General features: G+C 71.9%; 24 protein-coding genes. 11 read left to right on the forward strand and 13 right to left on the reverse strand.

The window, feature by feature from the left end; translation table 11 throughout:
- Positions 1-165: 165 nt before the first annotated feature.
- The 3 genes from ABZ192_RS30820 to ABZ192_RS30830 form a co-directional block, all read right to left on the reverse strand.
- A complete protein-coding gene (locus tag ABZ192_RS30820) occupies positions 166-432 on the reverse strand; it encodes a hypothetical protein (RefSeq protein ID WP_356927856.1) in 267 nt (88 codons plus the stop codon).
- Positions 433-538: 106 nt separating this feature from the next.
- Complete coding sequence (locus ABZ192_RS30825; protein WP_356927757.1) at positions 539-1,216, reverse strand: response regulator transcription factor; 678 nt, start codon at positions 1,214-1,216, stop codon at positions 539-541.
- Complete coding sequence (locus tag ABZ192_RS30830) at positions 1,213-3,507, reverse strand: histidine kinase (RefSeq protein WP_356927758.1); 2,295 nt, start codon at positions 3,505-3,507, stop codon at positions 1,213-1,215. Before ABZ192_RS30830 ends, ABZ192_RS30825 begins: the two co-directional genes overlap by 4 nt.
- A 202-nt stretch (positions 3,508-3,709) precedes the next feature.
- On the opposite strand from ABZ192_RS30830, the gene ABZ192_RS30835 reads away from it, so the two are divergent.
- Complete coding sequence (locus tag ABZ192_RS30835) at positions 3,710-4,150, forward strand: DUF5707 domain-containing protein (protein WP_356927759.1); 441 nt, start codon at positions 3,710-3,712, stop codon at positions 4,148-4,150.
- Here ABZ192_RS30835 and ABZ192_RS30840 read toward each other — a convergent pair.
- Together ABZ192_RS30840 and ABZ192_RS30845 are read right to left on the reverse strand one after the other, a co-directional pair.
- A complete protein-coding gene (locus ABZ192_RS30840) occupies positions 4,140-4,841 on the reverse strand; it encodes a hypothetical protein (RefSeq protein ID WP_356927760.1) in 702 nt (233 codons plus the stop codon). The genes ABZ192_RS30835 and ABZ192_RS30840 overlap by 11 nt on opposite strands.
- A 116-nt stretch (positions 4,842-4,957) precedes the next feature.
- Complete coding sequence (locus ABZ192_RS30845; RefSeq protein ID WP_356927761.1) at positions 4,958-5,401, reverse strand: DUF2000 domain-containing protein; 444 nt, start codon at positions 5,399-5,401, stop codon at positions 4,958-4,960.
- Between the two features lie 49 nt (positions 5,402-5,450).
- On the opposite strand from ABZ192_RS30845, the gene ABZ192_RS30850 reads away from it, so the two are divergent.
- Positions 5,451-6,266 (forward strand): AraC family transcriptional regulator, encoded by an 816-nt coding sequence (locus tag ABZ192_RS30850; RefSeq protein ID WP_356927762.1) that lies wholly within the window; start codon positions 5,451-5,453, stop codon positions 6,264-6,266.
- Positions 6,267-6,480: 214 nt separating this feature from the next.
- Here ABZ192_RS30850 and ABZ192_RS30855 read toward each other — a convergent pair whose 3' ends face one another.
- Entirely contained in the window at positions 6,481-7,386 is a 906-nt protein-coding gene (locus ABZ192_RS30855; RefSeq protein ID WP_356927763.1) for an SCO1860 family LAETG-anchored protein, read from the reverse strand.
- Positions 7,387-7,792: 406 nt separating this feature from the next.
- Between ABZ192_RS30855 and ABZ192_RS30860 the strand changes: the two genes are divergently transcribed.
- Positions 7,793-8,329, forward strand: a complete 537-nt coding sequence (locus ABZ192_RS30860; RefSeq protein WP_356927764.1) for a hypothetical protein — start codon at positions 7,793-7,795, stop codon at positions 8,327-8,329.
- A gap of 56 nt (positions 8,330-8,385) precedes the next feature.
- Here the strand turns inward: ABZ192_RS30860 and ABZ192_RS30865 are convergent, their stop codons facing one another.
- Both ABZ192_RS30865 and mshA read right to left on the reverse strand, forming a co-directional pair.
- Entirely contained in the window at positions 8,386-8,895 is a 510-nt protein-coding gene (locus ABZ192_RS30865) for a YbjN domain-containing protein (protein ID WP_356927765.1), read from the reverse strand.
- Complete coding sequence (gene mshA, locus ABZ192_RS30870; protein ID WP_356927766.1) at positions 8,888-10,225, reverse strand: D-inositol-3-phosphate glycosyltransferase; 1,338 nt, start codon at positions 10,223-10,225, stop codon at positions 8,888-8,890. Before mshA ends, ABZ192_RS30865 begins: the two co-directional genes overlap by 8 nt.
- 371 nt (positions 10,226-10,596) lie before the next feature.
- Between mshA and ABZ192_RS30875 the strand changes: the two genes are divergently transcribed.
- From ABZ192_RS30875 to ABZ192_RS30895, 5 genes are all read left to right on the forward strand, one after another.
- A complete protein-coding gene (locus ABZ192_RS30875; RefSeq protein WP_356927767.1) occupies positions 10,597-11,397 on the forward strand; it encodes a calcium-binding protein in 801 nt (266 codons plus the stop codon).
- Between the two features lie 156 nt (positions 11,398-11,553).
- The gene (locus ABZ192_RS30880) at positions 11,554-12,171 is read left to right on the forward strand and encodes a dihydrofolate reductase family protein (protein ID WP_356927768.1); all 618 of its coding nucleotides are present in this window, start codon (positions 11,554-11,556) and stop codon (positions 12,169-12,171) included.
- 56 nt (positions 12,172-12,227) lie between these two features.
- Positions 12,228-13,049, forward strand: a complete 822-nt coding sequence (locus tag ABZ192_RS30885; RefSeq protein ID WP_356927769.1) for a class I SAM-dependent methyltransferase — start codon at positions 12,228-12,230, stop codon at positions 13,047-13,049.
- Between the two features lie 180 nt (positions 13,050-13,229).
- Positions 13,230-14,324 carry an NlpC/P60 family protein gene (locus ABZ192_RS30890; protein WP_356927770.1) on the forward strand — a complete coding sequence of 365 codons (1,095 nt, stop codon included), beginning with the start codon at positions 13,230-13,232 and terminating at the stop codon, positions 14,322-14,324.
- Between the two features lie 284 nt (positions 14,325-14,608).
- A complete protein-coding gene (locus ABZ192_RS30895; protein WP_356927771.1) occupies positions 14,609-15,958 on the forward strand; it encodes a SpoIIE family protein phosphatase in 1,350 nt (449 codons plus the stop codon).
- A gap of 30 nt (positions 15,959-15,988) precedes the next feature.
- Here ABZ192_RS30895 and ABZ192_RS30900 read toward each other — a convergent pair whose 3' ends face one another.
- The 4 genes from ABZ192_RS30900 to ABZ192_RS30915 form a co-directional block, all read right to left on the reverse strand.
- Positions 15,989-16,321, reverse strand: a complete 333-nt coding sequence (locus ABZ192_RS30900; RefSeq protein WP_356927857.1) for a DUF2516 family protein — start codon at positions 16,319-16,321, stop codon at positions 15,989-15,991.
- Between the two features lie 118 nt (positions 16,322-16,439).
- On the reverse strand, positions 16,440-17,108 hold the full coding sequence (locus tag ABZ192_RS30905; RefSeq protein ID WP_356927772.1) for a hypothetical protein: 669 nt from the start codon (positions 17,106-17,108) through the stop codon (positions 16,440-16,442).
- An 88-nt stretch (positions 17,109-17,196) separates the two neighbouring features.
- Positions 17,197-17,895: a helix-turn-helix transcriptional regulator gene (locus tag ABZ192_RS30910; protein WP_356927773.1), complete on the reverse strand. Its 699-nt coding sequence runs from the start codon at positions 17,893-17,895 to the stop codon at positions 17,197-17,199.
- 74 nt (positions 17,896-17,969) lie between these two features.
- Positions 17,970-21,719: a helix-turn-helix domain-containing protein gene (locus tag ABZ192_RS30915; RefSeq protein WP_356927774.1), complete on the reverse strand. Its 3,750-nt coding sequence runs from the start codon at positions 21,717-21,719 to the stop codon at positions 17,970-17,972.
- A 260-nt stretch (positions 21,720-21,979) separates the two neighbouring features.
- Between ABZ192_RS30915 and ABZ192_RS30920 the strand changes: the two genes are divergently transcribed.
- Together ABZ192_RS30920 and ABZ192_RS30925 are read left to right on the forward strand one after the other, a co-directional pair.
- Positions 21,980-23,185 (forward strand): acyltransferase, encoded by a 1,206-nt coding sequence (locus tag ABZ192_RS30920; protein ID WP_356927775.1) that lies wholly within the window; start codon positions 21,980-21,982, stop codon positions 23,183-23,185.
- A gap of 76 nt (positions 23,186-23,261) precedes the next feature.
- Complete coding sequence (locus ABZ192_RS30925; RefSeq protein WP_356927776.1) at positions 23,262-23,540, forward strand: hypothetical protein; 279 nt, start codon at positions 23,262-23,264, stop codon at positions 23,538-23,540.
- Here the strand turns inward: ABZ192_RS30925 and ABZ192_RS30930 are convergent.
- Positions 23,530-23,907, reverse strand: coding sequence for a VOC family protein (locus tag ABZ192_RS30930; RefSeq protein WP_356927777.1), 378 nt, complete (start codon positions 23,905-23,907; stop codon positions 23,530-23,532). The genes ABZ192_RS30925 and ABZ192_RS30930 overlap by 11 nt on opposite strands.
- A 106-nt stretch (positions 23,908-24,013) precedes the next feature.
- Between ABZ192_RS30930 and ABZ192_RS30935 the strand changes: the two genes are divergently transcribed.
- Positions 24,014-24,742 carry a hypothetical protein gene (locus tag ABZ192_RS30935; protein ID WP_356927778.1) on the forward strand — a complete coding sequence of 243 codons (729 nt, stop codon included), beginning with the start codon at positions 24,014-24,016 and terminating at the stop codon, positions 24,740-24,742.
- The last annotated feature ends 13 nt before the right edge of the window (positions 24,743-24,755 follow it).

Genomic DNA, 24,755 nt, shown 5'->3' on the forward strand with positions numbered 1-24,755 from the left:
AGGTCGCAGGGAACCGACAGTGCTGATCAGCGCCGGTGAGCGGGGTCTGGTGCGTGCAGATGCAAGGCGGAGGAGGGCGTCGATGCGGAGCATCGACAACCGACGACAACGCCGCAGATGCGCGTGCCAGACCCCGCGTCTGCGGCGTGATCCAAACGACAGGCCCTAGTTCACGCTGTCGCCCCCGCGCAGCGCCCGTGCGCACGCGCCGATGATCAGGGCGTTCGCCAGCGCCCCGAGCACGACGGCGGCGACGAGCATCGAGCCGTGGTCCGGGAGCACCAGCAGGGCCAGGCTCACGGGGGCCGTCGCCAGGAGCGGGATCACCGCCGCCATCGACTCGTCAGAACTGTCGGCCAGCGTCACCACCAGTGCCCATGCCAGCAGGATCGCGCAGACGGCGAGGTAGACGAGAGCGGCGGGGTGGCGCAGGGCGTGGGCCGCCTTGCGGGAGAGCGGGCGGCCGGGAGGTGCTGCGGTCACGGTGGGACTCCTCGGTCGGGAGGTCATCGGGATGGCGTAGGGATCAGCGGAGTGGTCAGAGGTGCGTGCCCGGTTTGTTCGGGTGGGCCAGGCCCAGGTCGTACGCGAGGATCGTGGCCTGGACCCGGTCTCGTAGGCCGAGTTTGCGCAGGATCGCGTTCACGTGGGACTTCACCGTGCCTACGGTGATACCCAACGTGTCCGCGATCTCCGCGTTGTTGAGGCCCGCGGCGACCAGGCCCAGGACGTTCCGCTGGCTTGTGGTCAGGGTGCTCAGTTCGTGGGGGCCGCCCGCGTTGCGGGGGCCAGGGCCGGATGCGTAGTGGGAGATCAGGCGCCGGGTCGCCGACGGGGCCAGGACCGACTCGCCCGTGGCCACCACCCTGATGCCCTGGAGGAGTTCGGAGGCGTGCACGTCCTTGAGGAGGAAGCCGGAGGCACCGGCGCGCAGGGCGTCGAAGACGTAGGCGTCGAGGTCGAAGGTGGTCAGGACCAGGACCCGGGGGGCGTGCTCCCGGGCCGTGATGATGCGGGTGGCGGCGATGCCGTCCAGTTCGGGCATGCGTACGTCCATGAGGACGACGTCGGGCGAGACCTCTTCGGCGAGGCGTACCGCTGCCACGCCGTCGGCGGCTTCGCCTACGACCGTCATGTCGTCCTCGGCGTCGATCACCGCCGCGAAACCGGCCCGTACGATGCCCTGGTCGTCGACGACCAGCACCTTGAGGCTCATCGCTCGGTCTCCTCTTCTGCGGACAGGGGCAGGCCGATGCGGACCGTGCCGCCTCCCGGGCCGGTGGTGAGCGTGCCGTCGAGTGCCTTGATCCGCGTTTCCAGGCGCCGGCGGACGTCCGGCTCGGCCGCGGCGGTCACCCCGGTGGCCGTGAGCGTCAACGTATCGCCGTCCGCGTCGAGTTCGAGCCGGGCCGGCCGCGTACCGCCTGCCGCCAGCAGCGTCTCGGCCGCGTGGTAGGCGGCCAGGTCCACCGCCGTCGGCAGTCGCTCGGGCACGCGGTCCGTCAGGCGTATCTCCACGTCCCTGCCCGTCGCCCGGCACTGGTGGGCCAGCAGGTCGAGGGCCTGGAGGGTGGGCTGCGGTCGCAGGTCGGGGGCCGGATCGCCGTCCCGCACCGTGTCGAGCAGGGCTCGCATCGCTGCCAGGGCCTCGCGGGCGCGGTCCGCCGTCGCGTCGAGGTGCCCCGCCTCCGCCTGCGCGATCATGTCGGCGGTGCGGGCCAGGACGGTGGTCTCCAGGCCGGTGGCGATGCGGCGGCGTTCGGCCCATGCTTCCCGGACGGCCTCTTCGGTCCAGGTGGCCAGGCGTTCGTCCCGTGTGCTGCGGCCGGCCGCGTCGTGCCGGCCGCGCAGCGTTCCGTACCAGTGGGCCGTGCCGGTGGCCAGCGCCGATCCGGCTGCCGCGCCGGCTCCGACCGCCCAGACGGGGAGCGTCGTACCGCGGTCCAGGACGGCGGCCGTCGCGGCGACCGCGTGCACCGGCACTGCCACCAGCACGCTCGGGAAGCGGCCGGGCGACGGGTCGGCGACCCCTCGCGCCGCCCTCACCACGAGTGCCGTACACGTCGCGATCACACTCAGCAGCGGCGGAACGAGCACCGGTCCGGTGTATCCGCCCGCCTCCATCGCGGGCGGCCACAGCAACGCCAGCCCGAGCAGGACCCCGTAGGCCGCCCCGGGTGCCCGTGCCAGCCACAGCAGTGCCACCGCCTGGGCGGCGGCCAGCAGTGCGAAGAGGACTCCGGCGGACACCTGGGATCCAGGCGTGGTTTCCGAGGACCGGATCACCAGCACCGGGAGCAGCGGCTGCCCGGCCAGACCGGCAGCGGCCGTCAGCTGGGCCAGGCGGTAGGTCCGGGGTACGGTTCGCTCGGCCGACCCGGCGTTGCGGCCGGGCAGGACCGCCCTGACCTCCCAGCCCCCGTCCGCCGTCGGGCCGCTCGTCAGCGTGCCGCCCGCCTCCCTCGCCCGGGACCGCAGGAAACCCTGGCCCCGCCCCGAGCCGAGTCCTGTGCCGTGGGCCGGTGAACCGGCCGGGGGCGCCGCGCTCCTGACCGCCACCTCCGTGCGCGTGTCGCCGTACCGGCACAGCACCGTCGTGTGCGCGCCGGGGGCATGCCGAGTGACGTTGGTCAGGGCCTCGCGGACGATGCCGTACGCGGCGTCCGCGACGGTGCCGTCCGGGAGCGGGTCGATCTCGCAGTCGACCTGCTGGCCGAGGCGGCGGAACCCGGCCACGAGAGCCAGCAACCGTTCGTTGGGGGACGGCAGTTCCTCCTGTGAGGGTGCCGGTGCACGGACCGCTCCGAGCGCCTGGGTGACCTCGCGGCCCGTCTCGGTCGCGAACTCCAGGGCCTCAGCGGCCAGCTCGGGGCGCCGGTCGCGCAGGCCGAGGGCCGCCCCGGCCGTGACGACCACGGCGGTCAGGTGATGGGCGCTCACGTCGTGCAGTTCCCGTTCCATACGGCGCCGCTCGGCCTCCGGGAGGCGGTTGCGCTCGGCCTCGGCCCGCTTCAGCAGGTGCTCGGCGGTCCGCCGGACGCGACGGGTACGCCGTACGAGCAGGCCGGAGCCGCACGCGGCGGCGTAGAGCAGCGCGGTCAGGACCAGGTCCAGGCCGTCCGGGGCGCTCAGGCCGTGCAGGGTGAGGCCGTGCAGCGACTGCCAGGCGGCGAGCGTGACGACGGACAGGACGGCGGTGTACGTGTCGCGCTCGGTCGCCACGCTGAACAGGGCCAGTGCGACACCTGCCGTGCCGAGTACCGCGACCGCGCCCGTGGGCAGCGGACCGGCGCCCAGTGCGAGGGCGGCGGCGCTCACGACGAGGGCCGTCACCGGCCGGGTACGGCGCAGGGCGAGCACGGCCGTCGTCAGTCCGCCGACCAGGACCGCCACGAGCAGGTCGGAGGCGGGCGGCACGGTACCGCGCAGCAGCGCCGCGCCGGGCCATACCGCGGCCTGGGCGCAGGTCAGTGCGACCGGGAGGAGTCGATCGTCGGTTCGATTCATGACCTGACCAGGCTAGGGCCGCAGGCCAGGGGCGCCTCTCCGGCTGGAGGCGGATTTCGGTCTCTTACCTGGGTTACAGACGTCGCGGGGACGACCGTTCCGCAGCGTGAGGACCGGGCGACGTGCCGTCCATAGGCTCGATCACATCGACGTCCCGCACAGGGACACGTCCCGTTCCCCGACCGATCATTGAGGATCTCCCATGTCCAAGCGCACTCTCGTCGCCTCGCTCGTCGGCATCGTCGCCATCGGCGGAATCACCGCCGGCGGCCTCGCCGTGGCAGCCGCGTCCGCCTCCACCGACCCGTCCCTGTCGGACACTTCGGCCCGCTACGCCCGTACCGGCACGCTCACCTTCACGACGGACGTGAGCGACGACTCGGGCGTCCGGAGCCTCAAGGTCCTTGCCTGGCCCGCCGGTTCGAAGCTCGACCCGACCGAGGCGGAGTTGCGGTCGGCGGAGAGCGCCACGTGCCGGAGCACCGGCGCCGAGACGTCCCGCTGCACGTACACGGTGCGGGCCACCAAGAAGGAGGCGTCCGAGCTGACCACCGGCACCTGGTACGTCTCGGCGCTGGCGACGGCCGAGGACGGCGACACGACGTTCGTGCCCCAGGCCGCCACGTTCGAGGTCACGCGCTGACGATCCGCCAGTACTGCCGCTTCTCCTCGTCCCGTACGACCACGCCCAGCCGCAGCAGCTCGCGGCGCAGCTCTCGGGCGTCCTCGGCGTCGTCGTCGCTCTTGAGGGCCTGGGCGCGGGCCCGCAGCAGGGCGTCCGCGCCCTCGGGGAGACCCGGGGTGCCGGGGACCCAGCGGCGGAACTCCGCGCGGTACGGGTCCTCCTCCGCCCAGCGGTAGCCGTGCTCGGCGAGGGTGGCGGCCAGGCGTGGCCAGGGCAGGCCGCAGTGCTCCCGGGCCAGTTCCATGCCGTCCGGGGCCAGCACCACGAGCTGCTTGCCGTCCCTGCACAGCACCGCGATCTCCTCGCGGGTGAACTCCCGCGTGCTGTCCCTGATGGTCAGGGCGAGGTGGGTGTCGCAGACGCGGACCGACAGCGACTCGTGCGCGGCGGCGAGGCCCAGCAGCAGGCCGCCGAGTGCGCCCACCGCGACCGTGCCGAGGGTGAGGGCGGGCTCCGGGATCGAGGTCAGCAGTTCGGCCGGGCCCTCCAGCGGTGCCCACGGCAGCTTCAGCAGCAGGCGGGCGAGGAGGGGGAGCACGGCGCCGACGCCGGCGCCGCAGGCCACGCAGAAGAGAATGATCACCCAGGCCGACTCGGCCAGTTCCGTGTCCTTGCCCGCGCCCGCCTGCGGCACCCGCTTCTTCCCCATCGGAACGTTCCTCGCGTCCTCCATGAGGCGAGTCTCGGCGGGCGGGGCATGCCCTGTCGTCAGCCGTTGGTCTACGCGTCCGCGACTTTGGTCGCCGGGCGCGTCCACGCCCCGCCTCACGGGTGCATCCGCGCCCCCTTCACCACCTTGTCCACCGCGTTCTTCGGCCCGTGGACCGCGAGGCCGACCAGATCCAGGTCCGCCGTCGGCACCGACCGTACGGCCGCGCGGTTGTCGCGGTCGTTGCCCGTGGCGAACAGGTCCGAGGTGAAGATCGCACGGGGCAGGGAGCGGGACAGGGCGCGGGTGTGGGCCGTGGTCAGGGTCTCCTTCGTCGCCTCGAAGACCAGGACGGGCTGGCGGAACATCGGCAGGTAGGGCACGCCGTCGGCGTCCTCGTACGGCTCGCCGATCACCTCGGGGACCTGCGTACCCAAGCCGCTGACCAGGAACGACGTGACGTTGAGACGCTGCCAGGGCTCCAGGTCGGCGCGCAGCAGCACGGCGATCTTCGTGTCGAAGCGGATCGGCTCAGGAGCCGGTTCGGTGTGCGTGTTCATGATGCGAGCGTGCCCGGCGGCCATAGCCGGGGTCTTGTACGTTTTTTGCATGGCTTCCCAGCCCGCCCGGATCGTCTCCGCCTGGCGGCCCGCCGTGCCCGGCGTCGTCGAGGTCTTCCACGCCCGCTTCACCGAGTACGCGTACCCGATGCACGTCCACGACGCCTGGACGCTGCTGATCGTCGACACCGGCGCCGTGCGGTACGACCTCGACCGGCACGAGCACGGCACCCCGCACGACACCGTGTCGCTGCTGCCGCCGCACGTGCCGCACAACGGCTCCCCCGTCACCCCGGAGGGCTTCCGCAAGCGGGTGCTGTATCTCGACCGGACGTATCTCGGGGACGAGTTGATCGGTGCCGCCGTCGACCGACCGGACCTGCGCGATCCGCTGCTGCGCAAGCGCGTGGGGCAGGTGCACGGCGCGCTGCTGCGGCCCGGTGAGGAACTGGAGGCCGAGAGCAGGCTGCTGTTCGTCGGGGAGCGGCTGCGCGGGCATCTGCGGGGCGACAGCGGCACGCCCCGTCCGGCGGATCCCGTGCTCGCGCGGCGGCTGCGGGAGTTGCTGGACGAGCGGGTCGTGGAGGGCGTCGGGCTGCGGGAGGCGGCCGGGCTCGTCGGGGCCCATCCCGCCCATCTCGTACGGGCGTTCAGCGCTGCCTACGGCATCGCCCCGCACCAGTACCTGACGTCCCTGCGCGTGGACCGCGCCCGGCGGCTGCTGCTCGAAGGGCGCTCACCGGGAGAGGTCGCGGCCGAGACCGGCTTCTACGACCAGTCCCACCTCACCCGGCACTTCCGCAAGCTGGTGGGCGTGCCGCCGGGGCGTTACCGACGGAGAGGGCCCGGGGTGCCGCGCCAGTAGTCGATCCTTGGTCGTGGTGTGACCCCTGCTGCCGGCGCGTCAGTTCCTCGTCGAGGCCCGCAGCCCGATCCGCCTCCGCCGTCCGCTGCTGAGCGGCGGTGCCGGCGCCACAGGCAGAACACCGGTCACCGTCGGTGTCGCAACGGTCAGCAGCCCAACCGCACCGACAGCGGTCAGGGCTGCCGACCACCCTGCCGGCGCCGAGCGCGCCGGATCAGGTGTTCCTGCGGCTTTTCCTGCCGGCGAGTGCTGCGGCTGCTCCGCCCACAGTGACCAGCACCGCCCCGCCTGCCAGCAGGTACGGCGTCATGGGGCTGCCACCGGTCTCCGCCAGCCCGGCCTCCTGGGAAGGCGCGACCGACTGCACGACGGGTGCCGACCGGCCGGACGTTGCCGGGGTGACCGACGGCGTGGCGGACGGTGCCGGGCTCTCGGAGGCCTGCTGCGGAGACCGGCAGGTGGCCTGCGCCAGGGTCACGGTGCCTTCCACCTTTTCCACGCCCAGCCGCAGGGGGTCCACGGACACGTGCAAGCGGAGTGACGTGGCGGCGGCCGTGTCACTGGTCGTCTCCCTCTGGGACAGGGAGAGCCGGACCGTGCCGACGCCTGGGGCCTCGACGGTGGCGGTGCCGCCGGCTGCCAGCGGCACCCGCTTGCCAAGAGCGGTGACGGGGCCCAGTACCTGGGACTCGGCGGCCGGTTTCCGGCCAGCGGCACACGTTGCCGTGGCGGTGACCTGCTCTACTTCCACCAGGGACAGCGCAGGCAGCCCGGGGACATGGACACGCGCCCGTACGAGATGGGACGTCCCTTCGGCCCGGCCGTCGGCGACATCGGCTTTCGCCGTGACGGCGTCGGCCTGAAGCAGACGGACCGGGCGGTCGTGGTTGACTCGGTCGAGGATGACGTCGAGGGTCTTCTTCTCCGCGGTCGCCGGAGCTTGAACCTCATTGAGCGTGGCGCGCAGAGGCGTCGTTCCGGCCGACCCGGCCCGGGAGACGTCCAGCGCTGCGCGGAACGCCACTGCCGTGGCGCTGCCTCGGGAAGTGTCGGCCGCGGGAGCCGCAGTGGCTTCGGCGGCGAGTGCTGAGCCGGCCAGGAGGAGGCCCGTGGCTGACACGGCAGCGAGGCGACGGGCGTATGCAGTCCGAGGCGAGATTCTGGTCAACGCGGTGTCCTTGCGTACGAAGAGGTGGAGGCCGCCCGGAACCAGCCGGTGACCGGCCGGGCAGCAGGGCTCCATCCTGCTCGGGCGAAAGCCGCCAGGAAGGGGCAACACGGAATCTTCACTACAAGGAAGACGTTTGCGGGCAAGCGTTCTAACCATGGCTTTCCGGGCTACCACGGTGTGCCGCCCTGGTCCTGCTCGGGCCCCAAGACGCCGTGAGATCTCCGTGTCGATCGCGGGGTTCCCGACCCTCTTTGGGGCACAACAACCCTGCGAGTAGCGCGTGGCGTCGTGTTCCCCGGCGCGACGCGGGTGAGCATGTGCGGACCCTGCCCTCCTCCCGCACCGAGGCGATGCGATGTCCGACCGCGCCGACCAGGTCCGCTCCGAAAGCGTCGCCCGAAGGTGGATCACGCGCCATCGGCCGCCGGAGCAGTCGCTGTTCAGCGGCGTCTACGGACTGGTGCTGGCCAGCGCACTGGTGGCCGCCTTGGACGCGACGGGCGAGAAGGCGGAGCCCGGTCCGGACGCGCTGTGGGTCCTGTTCACCGCACTGGCGTCTGGCGCCGCCCATGGGTACGCGCACGTCATCGCCCAGCGTGCGTCCGACGACGGAGCTGCCACCACGAGCAGACTGCGGTCGGCGCTCGCCGAGTGGCCACTGGTCGCCGCCTCGCTTCCCACCGTGGCGCTCCTGCTCGCCGCGGCAGCCGGGTGGTGGGCGGAGGCCACGGCTGTGGACGTGGCCCTGCTGTTCAACACGGTCGCCTTGTTCGGCTGGGGCGCCTGGACCGCTCGCACTGCCGGGCACGGATGGCCGTCCTCATGCCTGGCAGGGGGCCTGGACATGCTGATCGGCCTGGTGATCATCGTCGCGAACGCCCTGATCAAGTAGACAGGCAGTCGGGTGCCATGCCGACGGGAAAGGCCGCGCTTGTCGAACCGGACTGTCTAGCTGCCGGGGCGTTGCGTGAGGTGGGCGAACGCGTCCAGGTTGCGCGTCGGCTCCCCGCGGGACACCCGCCACTCGTACTCCTTGCGGATCGCCGAGGCGAAACCCAGCTCCAGCAGGGTGTTGAAGCTGCCGTCCGAGGCCTGAAGGACCTGCCCGAGCAGGCGGTCGATCTCGTCGGCGGTGACGGCGGACAGGGAGAGCCGGCCGGTGACGTAGACGTCGCCGTGCTGGTCGACGGCGTAACTCACGCCGTAGAGCTTGAGGTTGCGTTCCAGGAGCCAGCGGTGGACGCCCTGCTCGTTCTCGTCGGGGTGTCGGATGACGAAGGCGTTGAGCGAGAGGGAGTGGCGGCCGACGATCAGGGAGACCGTCGTCTTGAGCTTGCGAGTGCCGGGGAGCTGCGCCACGTAGGTGCCGGGCTCGGGGCTCTCCCACTCCAGGTCGGCGTCCTTCAGCACTCCCTCGACGACCTGTGCCGCACGCTGTTCCAGATCGGTTTCACCCATGCTGCGAGCGTACGCGACGGCGGTGTGCCTGCATCGCGGCCGTGTACACGTCCGCCGTGGTGGCGGCCGCGGTGTCCCAGCCGAAGGACTGGGCGTGGCGGGCGGCCTGCCCGCCCAGCCGGGGCGACAGCTCCGGGTCGTCGGCGAAGTCGCGCAGCACGCGCGCGTAGTCGGCGGGATGGTGGCCGCGTACCAGGAAGCCGGTGTGCCCGTCGCGCACGGCGACCGGCAGACCGCCGACCGAGGCCGCCAGCACGGGGGTGCCCGCCGCCTGCGCCTCTATGGCGACCAGGCCGAACGACTCGCTGTAGGAGGGCATGACCAGGACGGAGGCGGCGCGGAACCAGTCCGCCAGCTGGTCCTGGCCGACCGGCGGGTGGAACCGTACGACGTCCGCGATGCCGAGGCGTGCGGCCAGCTTCTGGAGGCCCTCGGGCTTGGCGAGGCCGCTGCCGCTGGGGCCGCCGACGACGGGGACGAGGATGCGCGAGCGCAGCTCGGGGCGCTCGTCGAGGAGGACGGCGACGGCGCGCAGCAGCACGTCGGGGGCCTTCAGGGGCTGGATGCGGCCGGCGAAGAGCGGGATCAGCGCGTCCCTCGGCAGACCGAGACGGGCCCGGGCGGCGGCGCGGCCGTCGGCGGGCGAGAAGCGGCTGAGGTTCACTCCCGGGTGGACCACGGCGACCTTGTCGGGGTCGGCCGCGTAGTGCCGTACGAGTTCGTCGGCCTCTTCGGTGGTGTTGGCGATGAGGCGGTCGGCGGCGTCGACGATCTGGGTCTCGCCGATCACGCGGGCGGCCGGTTCGGGGGTGTCGCCGTCGGCCAGGTTGGCGTTCTTGACCTTGGCCATGGTGTGCATGGCGTGCACCAGGGGGACGCCCCAGCGCTGGGCGGCGAGCCAGCCGACGTGGCCGGAGAGCCAGTAGTGGGAGTGGACCAGGTCGTAGTAGCCGGGGCGGTGGCCGGCCCAGGCCTGCATCACGCCGTGCGTGAAGGCGCACAGCTGGGCCGGGAGGTCCTCCTTGTTGAGGCCCTCGTAGGGCCCGGCGTCGACATGCCGGACGAGGACGCCCGGGGCGAGCTCGACGGTCGGCGGCAGCGCGGCCGAGGTCGCGCGCGTGAAGATCTCGACCTCGATGTTGATCGCGGCGAGGCGCTGCGCGAGCTCCACGATGTAGACGTTCATACCGCCGGCGTCGCCGGTGCCCGGCTGGTGGAGCGGGGAGGTGTGCACGGAGAGCATGGCCACCCGGCGGGGCCTTCGGTGCAGCCGGAGGCGCGTGGACGGGGACGCGGAGCGCCGCCCGAGCCTGCCGATGTACTGGCTCACGTGGCGTTCCTCCTCGCTCCGGGCATGCCATGGCAGGGCGCACGTGCCCTCCAGCTCTCCAACAGCGGAGGGTTGGGTTCCATTTCCTGATTCGCGACTTTTACCGAATCATTACCGCTCCTCGCTCAACCGTTCGATGGTGACGAGTGGCTGAACTCGATCGAACATCGCAGACCACACGCGCTGTCTCCGCGATGAAAAGGCCGTGGAAAGGACGACGAGGCCGGTAGCGCGGACAACCCGGCGCTCGCCCGGCCGGTCACAGCCTGCGGAAGGATCCACCACTGCCGCACGGAGGTTACGCAATGTCCTCTCGCCTGGTCAGCCGCCGGCTGTTACGCACCTCATCCGTTCTGACGCCGGTTCTCGGCATGGCCCTGGCCGTTCCGATCGCCCTGGCCGGCCCCGCCGGCGCCGCGGAGCCGGCGGCGACCGCCATGGTGAACGAGTACGGCTGGCAGCTCACCTACACGGCCGCCCCCGGCCAGGCCAACAAGGTGGCCGTCACACAGTCCTTCACCAGCGACCGCTCCCAGTTCACCTACGTCATCGACGACGCCGTCCCGATCGACGCCGGGAACGGCTGCCGCCACCCCGACAGCGCGGACCCCACCAGGATCTCCTGCACGGTCGAAGCCCCTGAGAGCCAGTCCCCGGTCACCTCCATGGAGATGGACCTCGCCGACGGCGACGACACCGCCTCCTTCCGCAACGCCACCGACCAGGTCTACTACTTCAACAGGATCGCGCTGGGCACCGGCAACGACCGGTGGACCGGCGCCACCGGCGACCGGGTCGACGGCAGTTCCGCCCTGGGCGGGGCGGGCGACGACATCATCCGGGTGGGCGCGCTGGGATATGCCGGCGGCGGTGACGGCGACGACACACTCCACGCCGGCATCGACGGCGAGATCGTGGACGGCGGCGCGGGCGACGACGTCCTGCGCGGCGGCGCGGGCGACCAGGTCATGCGAGCCGAGGACGGTGACGACACGGTCCACGGCGGGGCCGGCGACGACGAGATCCACGGCGGCAGGGGCGACGACATCCTGCACGGAAACGGCGGCGCCGACCGGATCTGGGGGAACAGCGGCGACGACGAGCTGTACGGCGGTCCCGGAGCGGACACGCTCTCCGGCGGGCCGGGCACCGACCTCGTCCGGCAGGACTGACGGGTCTCCCCGTCCGGGGGACCGCGCTGTCACCGGTGCGGTCCCCCCGGGGCAGAGATCATCGGCATGGTGCCGGGGCCGGGACCGATGAGTTCCCGCGCCCCACGGCGTCTCCCTCAGTGTTGGCTGTGAGCGAGAAAACGGACGGGGTGCGCGATGAAGCTCGTGGTACAGGAGTTCCTGTCGCTCGACGGTGTCTCCCAGGGGCCGGGCGCCCCGGACGAGGACACCAGCGACGGCTTCGAGCGGGGCGGCTGGTTCGTGCCGCATCTGGACGAGGAGTTCGAGCGGCTGGCCGGCGGCTGGCTCGGCGAGGCGGACGCGTTGTTGTTCGGGCGGCGCACGTACCAGAACTTCGCCCGGGACTGGCCGGCGATGACCGACCATCCCTTCGCCGGGATCATGAACGGCCTGCCGAAGTACGTCGCCTCCCAGAGCCTGACCACGGCCGCCTGGGACCCGACCACGATCCTGTCCGGTGACGTCCCCGCCCAGGTGGCGGAGCTGAAGCGGCAGCCCGGCCGGGAGCTCCAGATCCACGGCAGCGCCCGGCTCGCCCAGTCCCTGCTGGCCGCCGGGCTGATCGACACGCTGCGGCTCGTGATCGCCCCGGTCGTGGTCGGCCAGGGCCGCCGCCTCTTCCCGGACGGCGGCGCACCGGCCGGGCTGCGGCTGGCCGACCACCGGACGACGCCGGGCGGTCTGTCGGTGCATGTGTTCGAGTCGGCGGGGGTTCCGGAGTTCGGGACGTACGGGGGCGAGGGCGGGGCCTAGGCAGCCGTCGGACACCGGGGGCCGTGCACGCCCGGGAGCCGCTTAACCTCGTACGCATGACATCCCGCGCCGCCGCCCGACGCCCCGTGGGCACGGTGACGCGCGGGACGACCAACCCGAACCGTCTGCGCCGTATGGACCGCTGGATCGCGGCCACGCACGGCGCCGAGCTGCGCCGTGCCGCCGACCCCGTGGCCGTCGACCTCGGGTACGGCGCCGCCCCCTGGACGGCCGTCGAGCTGCTGCACCGCCTGCGGACGGTCGCGCCACGCGCGCGCGTGGTGGGCGTGGAGATCGAGCCGGCCCGGGTCGCGGCGGCGCTGCCGTACGAGCGGGCGGGGCTCGTCTTCCGGCACGGCGGTTTCGAGATCCCGATCCCGCAGCGGCCCCTGTTGGTCCGCGCGGCGAACGTGCTGCGGCAGTACGCGGAGGGCGAGGTCGACGCCGTCTGGCACCGGCTGTGCGGGCGCCTCGCGCCTGCCGATCCGGCGACCGGGGCGCGCGGCGGGCTGCTCGTCGAGGGCACCTGCGACGAGATCGGACGCCGGCACGTCTGGGTCGCGCTCGGCCCGGAGGGACCGCGCACGGTCACCTTCGCGACCCGGCTCGGCTCCCTGGAACGCCCCTCGGACTTGGCCGAACGCCTGCCGAAGGCGCTCATCCACCGCAACGTCCCGGGCGAGCCGGTGCACGCCTTCCTGCGCGACTTCGACCGCGCCTGGGCCGCCGCCGCGCCCTACGCGTCCTACGGCGCCCGCCAGCGCTGGATCCGGGCGGTACGGGACCTGACAGCCGACTGGCCCGTGGCCGACGGGCCGGTGCGGTGGCGGCAGGGCGAAGTGACGGTTCGGTGGGAGGCGTTGGCACCAAGGCGCTGAACCCGCCTTGGAACGATCTCTTTGAGTCGTTCGTCACACAGGCGGGGAGATCGTCATGCCGGGGGCATATCGGGGAGGGGACCGAGGGAAGTACTACCCCTGTCGCTTCGCGCGCCGACGTGACAGCATCCCCAGGCGTACCGGATGTTACTGACGGTTAATCAGTTTGGGGGCTGGGGTATGGGACCGGGCAAGCGTGGCCTGATCGCGACGGCCGTGACGGTGGTCTGCGCGCTCACGGTACTGGCGGCACCGGGCACGGCGTTCGCGGCCCCCAGCCCCACACCCACACCCACCGCGAGCGCCGGCCCCACGCTCGCGCCCGGCAAGGACCTGGAAGCCGTACGCGAGAAGCTCGACAAGCTCTACCGCGCCGCGGCCCGCGCCACCGACGAGTACAACGCCGCCGAGGAGAAGGCCGACAAGCAGTCCGCCGAGATCGTCAAGCTGGCCAAGAAGATCGTCAAGGGCCAGGAGAAGCTGGCGAAGCTGAAGGACCGCGCGGGCGCCTCGGCCGCCGCCCAGTACCGCGGCGGCGGACTGCCGCCCGAGGCCCATCTGATGCTGAGCGACGATCCGCAGGAGTTCCTCGACGGGGCGGGCCGGGTGCGCCAGGGCCAGCACGCGACCAAGGGCCTGATCGGCGAACTGACCCGCACCCAGGAGGACTTGGAGCGGTACGCGCAGGACGCATCGGCGCAGTGGAAGAAGCTGGAGGCGGGCCGCAAGGCCAAGGCCGCCGCGCGGAAGAAGGTCGAGAAGCAGATCGCGCAGGCGGAGAAGCTCGAGTCCGCGCTCCAGAAGGAGGAGCAGGAGCGCCTCGCCGAGCTGGAGAAGGAGGCCGCCGGCAAGGCGCAGACCGCCTGGCTCGACTCCGGCATCCTCGACGAGATCAGCGGAAAGGCCTCCGAGCAGGGCAAGAAGGCCGTCGCGTACGCCACGGCCCAGATCGGCAAGCCGTACCAGTGGGGCGCCGAGGGCCCGAAGACCTACGACTGCTCCGGGCTGACCTCCCAGGCCTGGATATCCGCCGGCCGCGGCATTCCGCGCACCTCGCAGGAGCAGTGGAAGCGGCTGCGGCACATCGACATCCAGGACATGCGGCCCGGCGACCTCATCATCTACTTCGACGACGCCAGCCATGTCGCGATGTACGTCGGCGACGGGGCGATCGTGCACGCGCCGCGGCCCGGGCGGACGGTGACCATCGCGGGAGCCGGGTCGATGCCCATCCTCGGGGTGGTGCGCCCGGACGCCGCCGCCGACGCCGACTGAGCGCGGGAAGACACCGCCCCATGGGTCACCCGGCCCGGATCACGTGACCCAGCCCACCCCGGACCCACCGCCAAACCGCGTGCTGACGTGACGTTCGTCATCCCCGCAGCATCCCGGCGGTGTCCAACTGGGGCGCATATCGCGGCATATGACACTGGCCGATGGCGCAGCGGCGTGGCTCACACCATTCCAATGGGGCGCCGACACCCGCTATGGTCCCGGTCGGTGGGTCGAGGTCCCTCGCCCCCGCCATGCCCTCGGGGGGAGGGAAGGAACCCAAGACGATGCCCGTACCCATACCGCGGCAGAGAGCGATCCCGGCCGTGGAGAGTGGTCAGGCGCAGGCCGAGTCCCGCTGCGACGGCCCCGCCGAGCAGTCCGCCACGGACGCCTCGGCAGCCGCCCCGCGCACGCCGGACACCGCCGGGAACATCACGGACAAGGTGGAGAACAACACCGCCCACACGAACCTGACCCTGCTGCTGATCGAGGACGATCCGGCCGGGTCGCCGATCGTGCCCGACATGCTCGACCAGGCGGGCAAGCCGATCCGTGTCCGCACGGCCCGCAACCTCACCGAGGCCGGGCGGCTGCTGACCGACGACGTCCACTGCATCCTGCTGGACCTCGCGCTGCCGGCTCCGGGCCGCAGCGACTCCGATGACGAGCTCGCCGTGCTCAAGCACGTGCTGGAGCTCGCGCCCCGGCATGCCGTCCTGGCGCTGACCGCCTCGGGCGACGCCGAGCGCGGCGCGGAGGCGGTGCGCGTGGGCGCCCAGGACTATCTCTTCCGCGACGAGCTGGACGGCCGGCTGCTGAGCAGGGCGATCCGCTACGCCGTGGAGCGCAAACGCTCCGAGTCGGCCGAGCGCCGGCTCGCCGAGGGCCGGCTGCGCGCCCAGGAGAACCGCCGCCTGGAGCGCGGTCTGCTGCCGACCCCGCTGCTGGACGGCTCCCCGCTGCGGTTCGCCGCCCGCTACCGCCCGGGCCGCTCACGCGCCCTGCTCGGCGGCGACTTCTACGATGTCGTGCGCACGCCCGACGGCACCGTGCACGCCATGATCGGTGACGTCTGCGGTCACGGCCCGGACGAGGCCGCCCTGGGCGTCGAGCTGCGGATCGCGTGGCGCGCGCTGACGCTGGCGGGACTGTGCGGCGACCAGCTGCTGGGCACGCTCCAGCAGGTGCTGGAGCACGAGCGGGCCGACGACGAGATCTTCGCGACGCTGTGCACGGTGGACATCGCGCCGGACGGCCGCCGCGCCGGCCTGTGCCTGGCGGGCCACCCGTCGCCGCTGCTGGCCAGCCCGGGCAGGCCGGCCCGCCTGCTGCCGTACGACAACAACGGGCCGGCCCTCGGGCTGCTGCCGGGCGCCCGCTGGCCGCGCATGCAGGTGGAGCTGGGCGCCGAGTGGAGCCTGATGCTCTACACCGACGGCCTGATCGAGGGCCATGTCGGCCAGGGCCGGGAGCGGCTCGGCCAGGAGGGCATGACGGAGATGGTGCGCCGCCAGATCGCCGAGGGACTGCGGGGCGAGGAACTGCTGCGGGCGGCGGTGAACGAGGTGCGCAAACTCAACGGTGGCGAGCTGACGGACGACGTGGCCGTACTGCTGCTGGACCGGGTGCCGTAGCCCCGGCCCGCTCCCGTACTGCCCGGGGTCTTACCGGCCGCCGTTCCAGGGGCCGTACGGGCCGTCGCTGCTGGAGCCGCGGCGGCTGCGGCCGCCGCCGGGGAGCGCCCGGATGGCGGGACGCACGTCGACCATGTACACGATCGTCGCGATGAGCCCGATGATCGGCAGGAACGACAGGATCGGGAAGAGCAGGTTCACCACGAAGGCCAGCCCGAGGATGATCATCCAGAACGGCTTGGTCTTCTTGTCGGCCGCGCGATAGGCGTCCTCACGCCGCACGGCGGCGTCGAACAACGCGAAGCCGCTGAAGATGATCAGGGCCATGCTCAGAAGCCACATGAACCCTGCGAAGCCCTGCATCAGCACTACGTCCACCACCTGACTCGGCTCGTCCCTACGCGGTCACCGTACCCGTACAACGGGCCGGACACCCCCAGGGTGCCCGGCCCGTGTGCTCGCTCTGCGGCCTCGCGCCGCCTTACTTGGCCGGCGGGCTGCTCTTCTTGGCGGTGGTGGTCTTGCGCGCCGGGGCCTTCTTCGCCGCGGGGGCCTTCTTCGCCGGGGAGGCCGTGGCGGCGGCCGGCTTCGCCGGCTCCTCCTTGACCTCGACCGGCTGGGCCTTCGGCTCGACGGCCACGGCCAGCTCCTCGACGCCCTCGGCGACGTCCTCGATGCCCTCGGCGGCCTCGCCGCGCCAGGTGCGCACGGCCTGCTCGCCGTGCTCGGCGACCTTCTCGTAGGTCTCGCGGGCCTTGACTGCGTATTCGGCGGCCACGCCGACGCTGCGCAGCGCGAAGTCCTGGGCGGTCTCGCCCACCTTCTTCAGGTCCGCGTCGATCGTGCTGCCGAGCTTCTTGATGTCGATGTCGATGGAGCCGATGAACTCCGTGACCTTGTTCTGGAGGGTCTCCTGCGTCTCCTTGACGCGGGCGGTGGCCTCCTTGGCCCGGGCGGAGGCCTTCTCCTGGACGGCCTTCGGGTCGGTGTTGCGTACGGCGTCGATCCGCGCGGGGGCCTCGGAGCGCAGCTGCTCCACCAGGGCCGGCACCTTCTTGGCCTGCTGAAGGGCGAGGTCGGCGGTGCCTGCGGCGAAGTAGAGCGGCGTCGGGTCGCTGAGGGTCTTGCGCAGGTCGTCGGTGATGGCCATGGTGATGGTCCTCCCGGATTCTTTTTCGCTTGAGAGTTCGGCTGAGGGTGGTGTGATCCGCAGCGGTACGGCCGGTGCCCTGGTCCGGCTAGCCGGCCGTCTGCTGCGGGTCGGTGTCACTGCCGCCGGTGGCCTTGCGGGCCCGGCGGGCGGCGGACGTACCGCCGGTGTCCTTGCGAGCGCGACGGGCGGGCGACGGTGGCGTACCACCGTCGTCCTTGCGCGTGCGGCGGGTCGCCGACGGTGACGCGGACGTACCGCCGTCACTGCCTTCGCCCCCGTCGCTGTCGCGGGTACGGCGCTCGGCGGGCGGGCCGCCGTCGGCCGTGCGGGTCCGTCGTATCCCGGTGCCGCCGCCGGAGGCGTGCCCGTCTCCGTCCCTGTCCGCCCCGTCCTCGGTGACCACGAGGCCGACGACCGCGGAGCCGTCACCGGTCCCGAACCCGTTCTCCTTGCGGAAGGACTCGTAGATCTGCAACAGCACCTGCTTCTGCCGCTCGTTCAGCGTCGGGTCCGCGAGGATGACGGCACGCGTCTCCACCTCGTCCCGGTCCCGCTCGGCGTCGAGGATGCCGGCCCGGACGTACAGCGTCTCGGCGGAGATCCGCAGTGCCTTGGCGACCTGCTGCAACACCTCCGCGCTCGGCTTGCGCAGCCCGCGCTCGATCTGGCTCAGATACGGATTGGACACCCCGGCGGCGTCGGCGAGCTGCCGCAGCGACAGCTGCGCGTTGCGCCGCTGTTCGCGCAGGTAGTCACCGAGATTGCCGACGTTGAGCGATGCCATGACTCCAGAGTGCAGCACCCCGCTAACTATTGCAAGCACCCGCTTGCAAAAGTGCGCCACGCCACCCCGGGGGCCTATCGCGCTGCCGACTGGCAGCCGGTTTCAGCGGACTCGTCGAGCAGGTAGCGGGACTGTTCCAGAGGCGTGAGAGTGGTGTCGATGGCCTCGCAGATGGTGCGGATGGCGCGGGCGGGGTCGGGCAGGTCCACTTTCCACAGCCCGACGGAGCTGCCCGCGCTGACGGCCAGGGTGCGTCCGTCCGGGCTGAACGCCACTGCTGCGGGCGAGCGGGGCGGCAGGGTGATTCTGGTCTGGCTGGTGGCGAGGTCCCACAGCTGGACTCCTCTGACGCTGCTTGCGGCCAGGGTGCGTCCATCAGGGCTGAAAGCCGGCGCCGACACGTTATCGCCGACTCTGAAGCTGTCTTGGAGCCGACCGGTGCGCGCATCCCACGTCTTCACGTATCCGTTGCTGCTGCCGGCGGTGGCCAGAGTGTGCCCGTCCGGGCTGAATGCGAGGGACAGGGGGCCCCCGCTCGGCTTGATGGTGCGCAGCTTGCGGCCGGTTGCGGCGTCGAGCAGCGTGACCTGATCGCCGCCGGCCCCGATCCCCACGACGGCAAGGGTGCGGCCGTCCGGGGCGAACGCCAACGTTCTGACGGATCGGCCGTGGCCGGTGTGGACGGTGCGCAGTGCGCCGGTTGAAAGGTGCCAGATCCGCACCGATCCCTCCATGCCGACGATGGCGAGCCGCGTTCCGTCGGGGCTGAAGGTCGCCATGCGGAGGGCGCGCAAGGCACGGCTTTGGCGAAGGCGGCCCGTGGCAACATCCCGGACCTCGATCACCCTCTTCTTGAGGGCCCTGGCGGCCAGGGCGCGCCCGGTCGGGCTGAAGCCCACGGCCCCGAGGCGCTCCACCGGGAAAGGCAGCCGCTTTCCCCGGAGTGCCGGGTCGGTGTCGAGCGCCAGTGTGGCCTCGCGATCACCGGTGCCGGCATCCCAGAGCTGCGCCGACCCACGGCCGGGCGGCCCTTGGTGAACTGTGGCCACCGAGCGTCCGTCCGGACTGAATGCCAAGTCCGAGACGGAGGTGCCTGCATGGCCTGACAGAGTGGTCTGCGGGCGATCAACAGCAGGGCGGTGGATGCGGACGACGGGGTCCCCGTTGTTGCTGGTCACCAGCGTGCGGCCGTCCGCGCTGAGGGCCACGTCCATGGCCCCGCGTCCGTTATGGCCGGCGGTTACGGTGGCCAGCGCTGCGCCGGAGGCGGTGTCCCACAGCCGTACCGTGTCCCCACGACCGGGGATGGCGAGGGTCCGCCCGTCCGGAGCGAAAGCCACTCCGTCCAACTCGCTGGCACTGCCCCTGATGGTGCGCCGAACGATGCCGGTGGCCACCTCCCGCAGTTGCACCGAACCTTCGGTGCGGACAGCCGCGTATGTCCGGCCGTCAGGGCTGAAGTCCACCGCAGCGCCCTCAATCTGGTCGTCGTGGGCGGTCCGGGTGCGGCCGGTGGCCACGTCCCACACCCGCACCGCTCCGTTACCGCTCACCGCAGCGAAGGTACGTCCGTCAGGGCCGAAGGCAACCGCCTGCGGGTCGAGGTCGGTGAAGCTGTGCCGCCTGCGGCCGGTGGCGACGTCCCATACCCGTACGGCACTTGCGGAGGCGGCGGCCACGGTACGACCGTCAGGGCTGAAAGCCATCCCGCGAACCGCACCGTCGGGGATGGTGAAAGTTCTGAGTTTTCTGCCCGTGACCGGATCCAGGAGGGCCACCATCACGTCGGCGGCAGGGACGGCAGTGACAGCGAGGGTGCGTCCGTCGGGGCTGAACAGCACGACTTCGCCGCTGTCGTAGCCGGCGAACGTGTGCAGGAGCTGACCTTCGGGCAGCCTCCAGATCCGCACTTTGCCGTCTCGGCTGTTGGCGGCGAGGGTGCGTCCGTCCGGGCTGAGGGCGATGGAATCCACGGGTTCGGTGCCGCTGATCAGGCGCTTGCGCAGCGGTAGCGCCGCGGCGTCATACAGGGCGGCGGTGGCTTCGCGGGTCGGACTGGTGCGGTAGGCGTGCACGGCGAGCAGTGCGGCGAGGTCGGGCTCGGAGTCCAGCAGTGCACTGGACTGGGCGGCCAATTGCCGGGACTGGGCCAGGTGCTGGGCGGTGACCGCGCTCTGCCACTGCCCCACGGCGAGGCCGGCGGCGGCGAGGGCGAGGCACAAAGCGGTGGTGACCGCGGTGAGCACCCGCCGGTACCGGCGACGGCCCTTCTGCTCGTGGTCGCGGCTGGCGTCGAGGAAGGCGTGCTCCAGGTCGGTCAGGTCCTCGGGCGGTGCGCCGCCGAAGTGTTCCTGGGCGGCGGCGAGCCGGCTTCCCCGGTACAAGGCGCCCTTCTCGCGGCCCAGTTCCTGCCAGGCCTGGGCCGCTTCCGTCAGGTTCCGGTGCACGCGCAGGCGTTGGCGGTCTTCCTCGATCCACCCGCGCAGGCGGGGCCAGGCCGTGATCAGAGCCTCGTGTGCCATCTCGACGGTGTCACCGTCCAGAGTGAGCAGTCGCGCCCGGGCGAGTGCCTCCACCACCTGGGCGGTGTCGTCCCGGCCGGCGCCGGTCAGTTCCGCGCGCTCGACGGGACGACGGGTGTCGGGGGCGCCTCCCCCACTCTCGACTTCGCTCGAGCGGGGGGACCCCCATCCAGGGGCGACCAGCCGCAGCAACACCCGGCGGGCGGCAGCCTCCTGGCCATCGGTGAACCGGCCGTAGACCTTCTCGGCGGTCTTGGCGATCGCGCCGTCCAGCCCTCCGGTCGCCTCGTAGCCCGCCAGGGTCAGTGTCTTGCCGCGGCGGAGACGCCAGGTCTCCAGCAACGCGTGGGACATCAGCGGCAGGCCTCCCGGCGCGTCGGCGACCTCCTCGACCAGCCGGGCGGTGAGCGCGCGTTCCACGGTCAGTCCGGCGGCCGTGGCCGGCTTGACGACCGCGGCACGCAGTTCTACTGGGCTCATCGCACCGGCCAGCAGGTTGGCATCGCGCAGTGCGTCGGCCAGATCGCGGTGTTCGGCGCAGCGGCCGTAGAAGTCGCCGCGCACCGCCAACAGCACCCGTAAGCGGCTCTCGGGCTCACAGGCGGCCAGCAGCAGGTCGATGAAGCGGGCACGCTCGGCGGCATCGTGGCAGAGGGTGAAGACCTCCTCGAACTGGTCGACGATCACGAACGTGTCCGGCCCGGCGCTGCCGTCGCCGGGAACCGCGGGTGTGAGGAGCGGTGCATGGGTACGAGCGGGGCGGTCGCCCGGGGTCAGGATCCGGAGCGCGGCCGGACGCAGGTCCGGCTCCTGAGCCTGCCGGAGGACGGGTATCAGTCCGGCCCGCAGCAGGGAGGACTTGCCGCTGCCGGAGGGGCCGAAGACCGCCGCGAACCGCCGACGGCGCAACAGGTCGACCAGGTCGGCGGTGAGCTGTTCCCGGCCGAAGAACAAGGCGCTGTCACCGGTCTCGAACCGTGCCAGCCCCCGGTACGGCGCGACTGATCCGTCGTCGTCCCCGAAGCCGTCACCGGCGGACTCCTCAACCGCCTCCTTCCACCGGGCCTCCCATTCCGCCAGGTCTCCCCCGCACGCCCCCGCATAGGCCAGGGCCACCGGCAGCGTCGGCAGTTGCTCGCCCGCCGCCGCCTGGGACAGCGTGGTCACCGAGTAGCCCGCCCGCTGGGCCAGCGCCCGGTAGGTGATCCCACCCGCGTCCGCTCGCAGCCTGCGTAACTCGAACGCAAACCGCTGCACCGGACCGGCCGCCGGATCCACCGGCACCTCACGACGACCTGCCACACCCTCACCCCTCCAGCCGCCCCTGCATCAGAGCGGACAGCCAATTGTCAGGCCGCCGGAACGGTGCTGCCGAACAATGCTCCAGCCGCTGAACTCGGTGATGTGAGCGGCGCCCCACCCCGTGCGGACCACGTCGGCACCCGCCCCACGACACGCCCGACCAACCCCCTCACCGAAGAGGACTCCGTCTGCGCATGCAATCCCCACCCCTCCTCCCCGCTTCACGAGTACGTTCACTCTCGGTCAGATCACGATTACTGATGGCCTTCACCGTGGCCGGTTCGTCGCGGTTGGGCTGGCTGGACGCATTGCGCGGCATCGCCGCACTCGTCGTGGTGTTCGACCATTCGTCGTACACGTTCATGGCGGACTTCCGAAGGGAGTTGATGCCGCAGTTCAACACCAGCCGCTACGGCATCATGGTGTTCTTCCTGGTGAGCGGCTACATCATCCCCGCGTCGCTGGAACGCCGGGGCTGCGTCCGGACGTTCTGGATCGGACGGATCTTCCGTGTGTACCCGCTGTGGGCGGCTGTCGTCACGGTGTTCCTCGCCGTCAACCTCTTGGGTATAGCGGAAATGCGTGACTTCGGTCAGCAGAGCGCTGTCACGGTGGCTGTCGCCCACGCCACGATGCTCCAGGAGTTACTGGGCACACCCAATCTCCTCCTCGTCCTGTGGACGCTTTCGTACGAGATGTCGTTCTACCTGCTGGTCGTCGCTCTGTTCACGGTCCGTCTTCACCAGCAGTCCGCGGCGGTCGCCGTCCTCTTGGCCGTGCTCGCCGCTGTGAGCGTGACGGCAGGGGTGGTGCTGCCGGCCTCTGCCCTGTCCGGCCTGGTCGGCACCGGCCCGCTGATCGCGCTCGCCTCGATCGCCATGGTGGTCGCCGTCTGCTGTGCGAGCGCCAGGTCACCCGTGCTCCGGGGGTTCGGGGGTGTGTTGGGCGGGGTGCCGGCGCTCGTCCTGATCCCGCTCAACGGCACAGTCCCGGTGTGGGAGGGTCTGGTGATCCTCGCCGTGATGTTCCTCGGCACCGCCGTCCACCGCGCCGAGAACGGTCAGACCACCTGGCGCTGTGCCGTCGGCGCTGCCGCCATCGTTGTCGCCTCTGCCGTGGGGAGTGCGTACCGGTACGGCGACGGTGACCACTTCACGCGGCGCGGCTGGATCGTCGCATTCCTGCTGGCTGTGCTCACCTTCGGCGCCGGACTGGCGTGGCGTCGCCGGCGCGTGCCGCGGATGCTGACCGGACTGGGAACGATCAGCTACTCGGTCTATCTGGTGCATCCCGTGCTGCTGGCGGTGTTCGACAGCACGATCGGCCGACAGCGGCAGGACCATCTCGCGCTCGAAATGGCGTTCTTCACCGTGCTGCTGCCCCTGTGTCTGCTGACCTACCGCTGCATTGAAGCGCCGAGCCAGACTTTCGGCCGCAGGTTGGCACATCGCATGCAGCCACCGTGAAACAGGCCGGCCGAGCGGGGGGGGGCGGCACCGATCGTACTCAGTCTCACCACCGGAGCCGCTAGCGTGAAGCTCCGTGATCGTATGGCTCAACGGCACCCACGTCGCGGGCAAGACGACGACCAGCGCACTCGTGCAGCAGCTGATCCCGTTCCTCCACGCCGACCAGGACACCCTGCGCGGGCGCATCGCGGGCGACACCGTTCTCGGCCCCGACTCTCCGTTCCGCCTCCAGTACCTCGAGCCCTATGCCGAGGCGGCCCGCACCTGGCTGCACGCCGAGGCCGAGGTCGTCGACACCCACCTCACGCCCGCCGAGGCCGCCCAGCAGATCGCGGAGGCCGTCAAGAACTGAGGCCTCCGACGATGCAGAAGGGATGCCCCGCCGGGTCCGTCAGCACCCGCCACCTGCTCTCGTTCGGCTGCCGCTCCGGCCGGCCCGCTCCCAGCTCCAGCAGCCGGGCCTCGGCCTCCTCCAGGTCCGCGACCCTGAAACAGCAGTGCAGTTGCTGGGGCACGTCCTGGCCCGGCCAGCTGGGGGCTCGGTAGTCGTCGACCCGCTGGAAGCCGAGGGAGAGTCCGTCCCCACCGCCGAGAGAGGCGAAGTCGGCGTTCGATCTCGGGTGCGGTTCGAGGCCGGTGGCCGCCTGGTAGAACGCCGCCAGCGCGAGGGGGTCAGGGCAGTCCAGGGTGATGGCGCTCAACTTCATCTGTACGGACATGCCGGCCTCCTGGCCCGATCGTCGGTGGACACTCGCGATCACCCTAGAAGCGGCCCGGCCCAAAATCGTTCGACTGCCAGGCTCTGCACGATCATGATCCGCACCCATGACGACTTCCCCGCACTTCCTGGTCCGGGCCGCCGCCCGCAACAACGCCGAGTGGTGCGCGGCGATGTGCCGGGCGCATGGGGTGGCGGGTGAGTTCGAGGGCGAGGCGTGGGCCGCCGCGGGGCGGACGCCGGTCTACTACCCCGACGCGGTGACGCTGGAGCCGGGCGCCGACCCGGACGCGCTCGTGGCACGGGTCGACACGGGCTCCCCCGGCGCCTCGGTCAAGGACAGCTTCGCCGATCTCGATCTGACGGGGGCCGGGTTCCGGGTGCTGTTCGAGGCGGGGTGGATCCACCGTCCGGCGGGTGCGGCCGCGCCCACGCGCGCCCCGGGGCCCATGGATCTCGCGTGGGACGTGGTGCGTGATCCGGACGCGCTGCGTGCCTGGGCACTGGCCTGGGACGGCGGCACCGGGGACGCGGACCTCTGGCGGGACGGGCTGCTCGCCGGCCCGGAGACCTTCGTGATCGCGGGGCGGGCCGGTGACGGGCGCGTCGTCGCCGGAGCGGTGGCCACCCGTGGCGCGCAGGTGGTCGGCGTCTCCAACGTCTTCGGGCGGGACGGCGGGCCCGACGCGGCCTGGCCGGGCCTGCTGCACCTGCTCGGCCGACTCTTCCCCGCCCTGCCCGTGGTCGGCTACGAGAGCGGTGACGACCTGCAGGCCGCCCTCCGGTACGGCTTCGAGCCGGCCGGCCCGTTGCGGGTGTGGCTGCACGTCGGGTAGCGGCGGGTAGTGG

Origin of the sequence: Streptomyces sp. NPDC006235, from assembly GCF_040613735.1 — a bacterium.
Lineage (GTDB): Bacteria > Actinomycetota > Actinomycetes > Streptomycetales > Streptomycetaceae > Streptomyces.

Coding starts and splice junctions, on each gene's coding strand:
- ABZ192_RS30825 (WP_356927757.1), bottom strand. CDS start 1,216: ATGAGCCTCAAGGTGCTGGTCGTCGACGACCAGGGCATCGTACGGGCC.
- ABZ192_RS30830 (WP_356927758.1), bottom strand. CDS start 3,507: ATGAATCGAACCGACGATCGACTCCTCCCGGTCGCACTGACCTGCGCC.
- ABZ192_RS30835 (WP_356927759.1), top strand. CDS start 3,710: ATGTCCAAGCGCACTCTCGTCGCCTCGCTCGTCGGCATCGTCGCCATC.
- ABZ192_RS30840 (WP_356927760.1), bottom strand. CDS start 4,841: ATGGGGAAGAAGCGGGTGCCGCAGGCGGGCGCGGGCAAGGACACGGAA.
- ABZ192_RS30845 (WP_356927761.1), bottom strand. CDS start 5,401: ATGAACACGCACACCGAACCGGCTCCTGAGCCGATCCGCTTCGACACG.
- ABZ192_RS30850 (WP_356927762.1), top strand. CDS start 5,451: ATGGCTTCCCAGCCCGCCCGGATCGTCTCCGCCTGGCGGCCCGCCGTG.
- ABZ192_RS30860 (WP_356927764.1), top strand. CDS start 7,793: ATGTCCGACCGCGCCGACCAGGTCCGCTCCGAAAGCGTCGCCCGAAGG.
- ABZ192_RS30865 (WP_356927765.1), bottom strand. CDS start 8,895: ATGGGTGAAACCGATCTGGAACAGCGTGCGGCACAGGTCGTCGAGGGA.
- ABZ192_RS30875 (WP_356927767.1), top strand. CDS start 10,597: ATGGCCCTGGCCGTTCCGATCGCCCTGGCCGGCCCCGCCGGCGCCGCG.
- ABZ192_RS30880 (WP_356927768.1), top strand. CDS start 11,554: ATGAAGCTCGTGGTACAGGAGTTCCTGTCGCTCGACGGTGTCTCCCAG.
- ABZ192_RS30885 (WP_356927769.1), top strand. CDS start 12,228: ATGACATCCCGCGCCGCCGCCCGACGCCCCGTGGGCACGGTGACGCGC.
- ABZ192_RS30890 (WP_356927770.1), top strand. CDS start 13,230: ATGGGACCGGGCAAGCGTGGCCTGATCGCGACGGCCGTGACGGTGGTC.
- ABZ192_RS30895 (WP_356927771.1), top strand. CDS start 14,609: ATGCCCGTACCCATACCGCGGCAGAGAGCGATCCCGGCCGTGGAGAGT.
- ABZ192_RS30900 (WP_356927857.1), bottom strand. CDS start 16,321: ATGCAGGGCTTCGCAGGGTTCATGTGGCTTCTGAGCATGGCCCTGATC.
- ABZ192_RS30905 (WP_356927772.1), bottom strand. CDS start 17,108: ATGGCCATCACCGACGACCTGCGCAAGACCCTCAGCGACCCGACGCCG.
- ABZ192_RS30910 (WP_356927773.1), bottom strand. CDS start 17,895: ATGGCATCGCTCAACGTCGGCAATCTCGGTGACTACCTGCGCGAACAG.
- ABZ192_RS30920 (WP_356927775.1), top strand. CDS start 21,980: ATGGCCTTCACCGTGGCCGGTTCGTCGCGGTTGGGCTGGCTGGACGCA.
- ABZ192_RS30930 (WP_356927777.1), bottom strand. CDS start 23,907: ATGTCCGTACAGATGAAGTTGAGCGCCATCACCCTGGACTGCCCTGAC.
- ABZ192_RS30935 (WP_356927778.1), top strand. CDS start 24,014: ATGACGACTTCCCCGCACTTCCTGGTCCGGGCCGCCGCCCGCAACAAC.